This window comes from Streptomyces sp. NPDC055078, assembly GCF_053607985.1.
The window spans coordinates 1-5,846 of sequence record NZ_JBSGUP010000522.1 but is presented as its reverse complement, the minus strand read 5'-3'; the positions used below and the strand labels follow the sequence as shown (position 1 = coordinate 5,846).

Genomic DNA, 5,846 nt, shown 5'->3' with positions numbered 1-5,846 from the left:
GGCCGCGGGGGTGTGGGGCGCCCGGGTGGTGCTCGTCGCCGCCCTCGCCGTCAACACCTCCTGGCTCGCCGACAAGACGGAGGACGACCTGGGCGTCTCCAACGACGTCCCGTCCTGGGCCGCGCACACCGACGGGGTCGTGGCGGAGCTGGCCCGGCTGGGCGCCGACCGTACCCGGGTCGAGGTCGTCCCCGCCCGCAACCACCGCGAGGCCACGCGGCTCGCCCCGCACATCAATATGGCGCGCGGCTGGAACCGGCAGCTCGACGTCGAGCGGGGGCGGCTGTTCTACGACGGGACGCTGAGCCCGGCGACGTACCGGCAGTGGCTCGATCACTGGGCGGTCGGCTATGTGGTGCTGCACCACGGGAAACCGGACGGGCCCGCCGAGGGCGAGGCGGCGATCGTACGGAGCGAACCCGCGTGGCTGGAGCGGATCTGGCGCGACGACGGCTGGACGATCTACCGGGTGCGGGACTCGGTGCCGCTGGTGTCGTCCCCGGCGACGGTGGTCCGCGGCGACGCGGCCGAACTGGTGGTACGGATGCCGTCGGCCGGTTCGGTGACCGTACGGGTGGCCCACTCGCCGTGGCTGCGCGCGAAGGGTGCGTGCGTACGGCAGGAGGGCGAGTGGACCCGGCTGACGGTGGAGAAGGCCGGGGAGTACCGGCTGAACTCCCACTATGGGCTGTCGCGTCCATCGGGGTGCTGAGCGCGCGGCCCGGCAGCCGGAAGGCGGCGTCCCTCAGGGGGCGCCGCCTTCTTCATGGCCGTACGGGACGCACGGGCTGTACTGGCCGTACTGGATGTACGGGACGTACTTTCCGTACGGGATGTGCTCGGGGACTCGGACGTCAGACGGCCGAACCCGCCTTCCAGGCGGACCAGTTCAGGTTCCAGCCGTTCAGACCGTTGTCCGGCTTGATCGTCTTGTCCTTGGAGTTCTTCACGATGACGAGATCGCCGACCATCGAGTTGTTGTAGAACCAGGCACCGGGCTTGCCGGGGTCGTTGGCGCCCTTGACGTCCGCCAGGCCGACGCAGCCGTGGCTGGTGTTGGAGTTGCCGAAGACTCCGCCGCCCCAGTAGCTGCCGTGGATGAAGGTGCCGGAGGTGGACAGCCGCATGGCGTGCGGGACGTCCTTGATGTCGTACTCGCCCTTGCCGTCGTCGTCCGTGAAGCCGACCGTCGCACCGTTCATCCGGGTCTCCTTGAACTTCTCGGAGATCACCATCTGTCCGTTGTACGTCGGGGTGGAGGGGGCGCCCGCCGTGATCGGGATCGTCTTGACGGTCTTGCCGTCCTGAGTGACCGTCATGGTCTTGGTGGCGACGTTGACGGTCGAGACCTGGTTACGGCCGATCTTGAAGGTGACGGTCTTCTGCTGGACACCGAAGACACCGTCGGCGCCCTCGACCCCGTCCAGGGCGAGCTTCAGCGTGACGGTGGAGCCCTCCTGCCAGTACTGGTCGGGACGGAAGTCCAGCCGCTGTGAGTTGAACCAGTGGCCGACGACCTCCTGGCCGCTGCTGGACGTGACGGTGATCCCGGACTGCACGGCCTTCTTGTCGGTGATCGCCTTGTTGAAGTTGATCGACACCGGCATGCCGACGCCGACCGTCGAGCCGTCCTCCGGTGTGAAGTTGCCGATGAAGCTGTTGGCGGGCGAGACCGTGGTGAAGGAGGAGTTCTCAAAGGCCGTCAGACCCTTGGAGTCCTTCGCCGCTGCGGCGATCTTGTACGTGGTGGAGCGCTCCAGCGGGGCGTCCGGCTTCCAGCTCTTGGCGTCGGGGGCGATGGTGCCCTTGACCGTCTTGCCGTCGGCGGCGGTCATGGTGACCTGGGTGAGCGTGCCCTCGGTGACGGTGACCTTGGCGGCGTTGTTGATGCTCGCGTTGGTGGCGGCGTTCTTCGGGGCGATGACTATTCGGGCGGCGGAGACCTTCTCGGCCGCCGCCTCGTCGACCTTGGCCTGTGACTTCTTCGAGCTGTCGGCACCCTCGTTCTTGTCGCCGCCGTCACTGCAGGCCGACAGCACCATCACGCCGCCGAGCACCGCGGACACGACCATGAGGCCCCTGCGCCGCTTGCCGTCCGTCATCACACGCTTCTCCATCGTCGCCGATTTCCCCTTGCCCGGGTCTGGCCCGCGACGCGGACCGGACTCTGACCGAACTATCTAGTTGACGCCCAAATCGGGCTTCCCGGTTCCTTTTCCCCGCCGGGTGTGGGCAATGCCACTCACCCGCTCCCGAACCACCGCACCCCCACCCACCTCACCATCTTCGCCCCTCCGGCCGGTACGCCCCGAACCGGGGCGGGCGGGCCCGGCTTTCCCACGGCGCGTCGCCTTCACTAGCATCAGCGCATCCGTCCAACTCAAGGATGCCCCAAGGGAGATCGTGTCCGTGTCCATCGCACGTCGACCGCTTCTGACCGCCGCCGCAGCAGGGTCTCTGCTCTGCGCGCTGTGGTTCGTCCCGTCAGCGAACGCCACCGCCGAGCGGGGCGCCGAGAGACAGCACAGCAGCACGGGGCCGGCGTCCCACGAACTGAGACTCGCCGACACCGGCGGCTTCGACACCACTCCGTATGTCATCGGCGGTACGGCGTTCCTCGGGGTCGGCGCGGGTCTGGTGACCTACGCCGTACGGCGCCGCGAATCCCTGCCCATGTGAGTGAGCGTACGCCCGTCGCCGGACCGCCCGGGCCCGGGCGGGCGACGGCGGGCGGCGCGGGGCTCGGGGCTCAGGGATCGGGGCTCAGGGATCGGGGCTCGCGGCTCGGGGCTCAGGCGAGCGGCCCGGTGACCGGTTCGACGGCCTCGATGAGCCTTCCGTCCCGTACGAACGCCTCCGCCGCCGCCAGGTCCGGGGCGAGGAAACGGTCCGGCCCCGGCCCCTCGACACCGGCCGCGCGCAGGGCCTCGATGGCGGCGAGCGAGGCGGGCGCGGGGGTGAGCCCGTGCCGCAGTTCGATCGCGCGGGTCGCGGCGTACAGCTCGACGGCGATGATCCGGCCCAGGGCGTCGACGGCGGTGCGCAGCTTGCGGGCGGCCGACCAGCCCATGGACACATGGTCCTCCTGCATCGCGGAGGACGGGATGGAGTCGACGGAGGCCGGGACCGCGAGCCGCTTCATCTCGCTGACCAGGGCGGCCTGGGTGTACTGAGCGATCATCAGGCCCGAGTCGACGCCCGCGTCGTCGGCGAGGAAGGGCGGCAGGCCGTGGCTGCGGTTCTTGTCGAGGAGGCGGTCGGTACGGCGCTCGGCGATGGAGCCGAGGTCGGCGGCGACGATGGCGAGGAAGTCGAGGGCGTACGCGACGGGCGCCCCGTGGAAGTTCCCGTTGGACTCCACCCTGCCTCCCCCGGCGCCTGCGGCCACCTGGGCGGGGGTCTCCCCGGCGAAGCCGGGGGGAAGACCGTCGAGCAGGACAACGGGGTTGTCCACGGCGGACGCCAGCTCCCGGTCGGCGACCAGCCGGGCGTGGGCGAGGGTGTCCCGGCCGGCTCCGGCGACCTGGGGCGCACAGCGCACGGAGTACGCGTCCTGGACGCGGGGCGCCTCGTCCTGCTGGAAGTGGCCGGTGAGCCCGGAGCCCTTGAGCACGGCGCTCATATTGGCGGCGGCCACGCCCTGGCCGGGGTGGGGGCGGATGGCGTGCAGTTCGGGGGCGAGGACCTTGACGGTGCCGAGGAGCGCTTCGAGGGAAAGCGCGGCGGTGATGTCGGCGGAGGTGTAGAGCCGCTTAAGGTCGTCGAGCGCCATCACCAGCATGCCGAGCATGCCGTCGGTGCCGTTGAGGAGGGCGAGCCCTTCCTTCTCCCGCAGTTCGACGGGCGCGATGCCCTGGGCGGCGAGCAGTTCGGCGGCGGGGCGCACCAGCCCGTCGGGGCCCTCCGCGTCCCCCTCGCCCATGAGGGTGAGGGCGCAGTGCGACAGCGGCGCGAGATCCCCGGAGCAGCCCAGCGAGCCGTACTCATGGACCACGGGCGTGATCCGCGCGTTCAGCACATCGGCCATCGTCCGGGCGACCTCCGGGCGTACGCCGGTACGCCCCGAACAGAGCGTCTTCAGCCGCAGGAACATCAGCGCGCGCACGACCTCCCGCTCGACCCGGGGACCCATTCCGGCCGCGTGCGAGCGCACGATATTGCGCTGGAGCCGGGCCCGGAGGCCAGGGCCGATGTGCCGGGTCGCGAGCGCGCCGAAGCCGGTGGAGACGCCGTACACGGGCTCGGGTTTGGCCGCGAGGGCGTCCACGACGGCTCGGGCGGCGGCCAGCGCGTCAAGGGCATCGGCGGAGATCTCGACCCTGGCGTCCCGGCGGGCCACGGCGACGACGTCATCGGCGGTGGTACCTGATGTCCCCACCACCACTGTGTGCATATCCATATTCAGAAGCGTACGGATTGAATTGCCGCCTGTCATCAGTGGTGACCGCGATCACCCCTTACGCCGGGGGCGGCTCGGGCCCTGGTCCTTGATTCGGGCCCTGGTTCGGGTCCAGGGCTTCAGGCCGGGCCCGGCACCTTGTCCTGAGCACGCCAACCGGTGTTACGGCTCGCTCCACGGCTCCCCCGCCTCCTCGGGCGGTACGCCACGGAACGCGCGGCGCTCCTGCTGCTGCTGCGGACGCGGCGGGGTGTCAGCGAGGCGCAGTACGGTGCCGTCACGGCCCGCGACCACGGGCTTCGGGGAGCGGGCCGCCTTCGCCCGGTACTGGGCCGCGTCCGCGAGCCGGAACAGCCTGCGGGCGCTGCGGACCTGGCCGATCGGGTCGCCGGTCGACGCGACCCCGCAGGCCACGCCCTCTCCCAGCTCCAGGCCACCGGCCCGTACGCACAGTTCGTCGGCGACCCGGACCACGTCGTCGGCGGTGGGGCCGATCGACACCAGGCAGAACTCGTCCCCGCCGAGCCGGGCCGCGAGCGCGCCGGGCAGCATCGCGCCGCAGAGCGACAGCACGGAGCCGAAGCGTTCGAGCAGCCGGTCGCCGACCGCATGGCCATGGGTGTCGTTCACCTGCTTGAGCCCGTTGAGGTCACAGACGACGAGACTGACGACCGAGCCGTCCGCACGGTGGCGCTCCAGCGCCTCATCGAGCCTCATATCGACGGCCCGGCGGTTGGCGAGCCCGGTGAGCGGGTCGGTGAACGCGAGCCGCCGCACCTCCTCCAGCCGCTCGGTCTGGGCGATCCCGGACGCCACGACGGAGGCGAGGACGGTCGCGAAGTCGGCGTCCTCCCGGTCGAAGACCGGCGCGCCGAGCGGGCGGGCGACATACAGCTCACCCCAGGCCCGCCCGTGCAACACGATCGGCGCGACCACACAACACCCCCGCCTGCGCCGCCTCAGCCCGGCGACCCGCTCCCCCGGCGGCACCGACGGATGCCGATACCCCCGCGCATACCGCGTCTCCCCCCGCACCCCAGCCGACGCCTTGCCCCCGGCCCCGGCCCCTTGCTCAGACGCACCGCCATCCGCTCCCGCCGACACCTGGGCCCCGGCCCCGACCCCTTGCTCAGACGCACCGCCATCCGCTCCCGCCGACACCTGGGCCCCGGCCCCGACCCCTTGCTCAGACGCACCGCCATCCGCTCCGGCCGACACCTGGAGCCCGGCCCCGGCCCCTTGCTCAGACGCACCGCCATCCGCTCCGGCCGACACCTGGAGCCCGGCCCCCTGCCCGGAAGCACCTTCACCCGCCCCGGCGGACGGCCGAGGCGCCGCATCGGAGTCACTCACTCCCCCGCCCGCTCCCGCCGCCGTATCGGGGGCCGTAGCACCCTCACCCAGCCCCGCCGGCGATTGAGGCGCGGAGCCTGCGGCCGAAGCACCC

At 71.6% G+C, this 5,846-nt stretch carries 3 protein-coding genes and 2 pseudogenes; 2 read left to right on the top strand and 3 right to left on the bottom strand.

All coding sequences use genetic code 11. The features are described 5' to 3' along the window. Positions 1–712, top strand: a pseudogene (locus ACWF94_RS30995) (hypothetical protein); the annotation flags it as partial. 142 nt (positions 713–854) lie between these two features. On the opposite strand, the gene ACWF94_RS30990 reads toward ACWF94_RS30995, so the two are convergent. After that, positions 855–2,117: a L,D-transpeptidase gene (locus tag ACWF94_RS30990; RefSeq protein ID WP_453495892.1), complete on the bottom strand. Its 1,263-nt coding sequence runs from the start codon at positions 2,115–2,117 to the stop codon at positions 855–857. A gap of 292 nt (positions 2,118–2,409) precedes the next feature. Here ACWF94_RS30990 and ACWF94_RS30985 point away from each other — a divergent pair, with 292 nt between their 5' ends. Further along, positions 2,410–2,679 carry an LPXTG cell wall anchor domain-containing protein gene (locus ACWF94_RS30985; RefSeq protein ID WP_453495889.1) on the top strand — a complete coding sequence of 90 codons (270 nt, stop codon included), beginning with the start codon at positions 2,410–2,412 and terminating at the stop codon, positions 2,677–2,679. A gap of 112 nt (positions 2,680–2,791) precedes the next feature. On the opposite strand, the gene hutH is transcribed toward ACWF94_RS30985, so the two are convergent. Beyond that, a complete protein-coding gene (hutH, locus tag ACWF94_RS30980; RefSeq protein ID WP_453495886.1) occupies positions 2,792–4,399 on the bottom strand; it encodes a histidine ammonia-lyase in 1,608 nt (535 codons plus the stop codon). A gap of 162 nt (positions 4,400–4,561) precedes the next feature. Then, positions 4,562–5,473, bottom strand: a pseudogene (locus ACWF94_RS30975) (diguanylate cyclase domain-containing protein); the annotation flags it as partial. Between the last annotated feature and the right edge of the window lie 373 nt (positions 5,474–5,846).

Coding starts and splice junctions, on each gene's coding strand:
- ACWF94_RS30990 (WP_453495892.1), bottom strand. CDS start 2,117: ATGGAGAAGCGTGTGATGACGGACGGCAAGCGGCGCAGGGGCCTCATG.
- hutH (WP_453495886.1), bottom strand. CDS start 4,399: ATGGATATGCACACAGTGGTGGTGGGGACATCAGGTACCACCGCCGAT.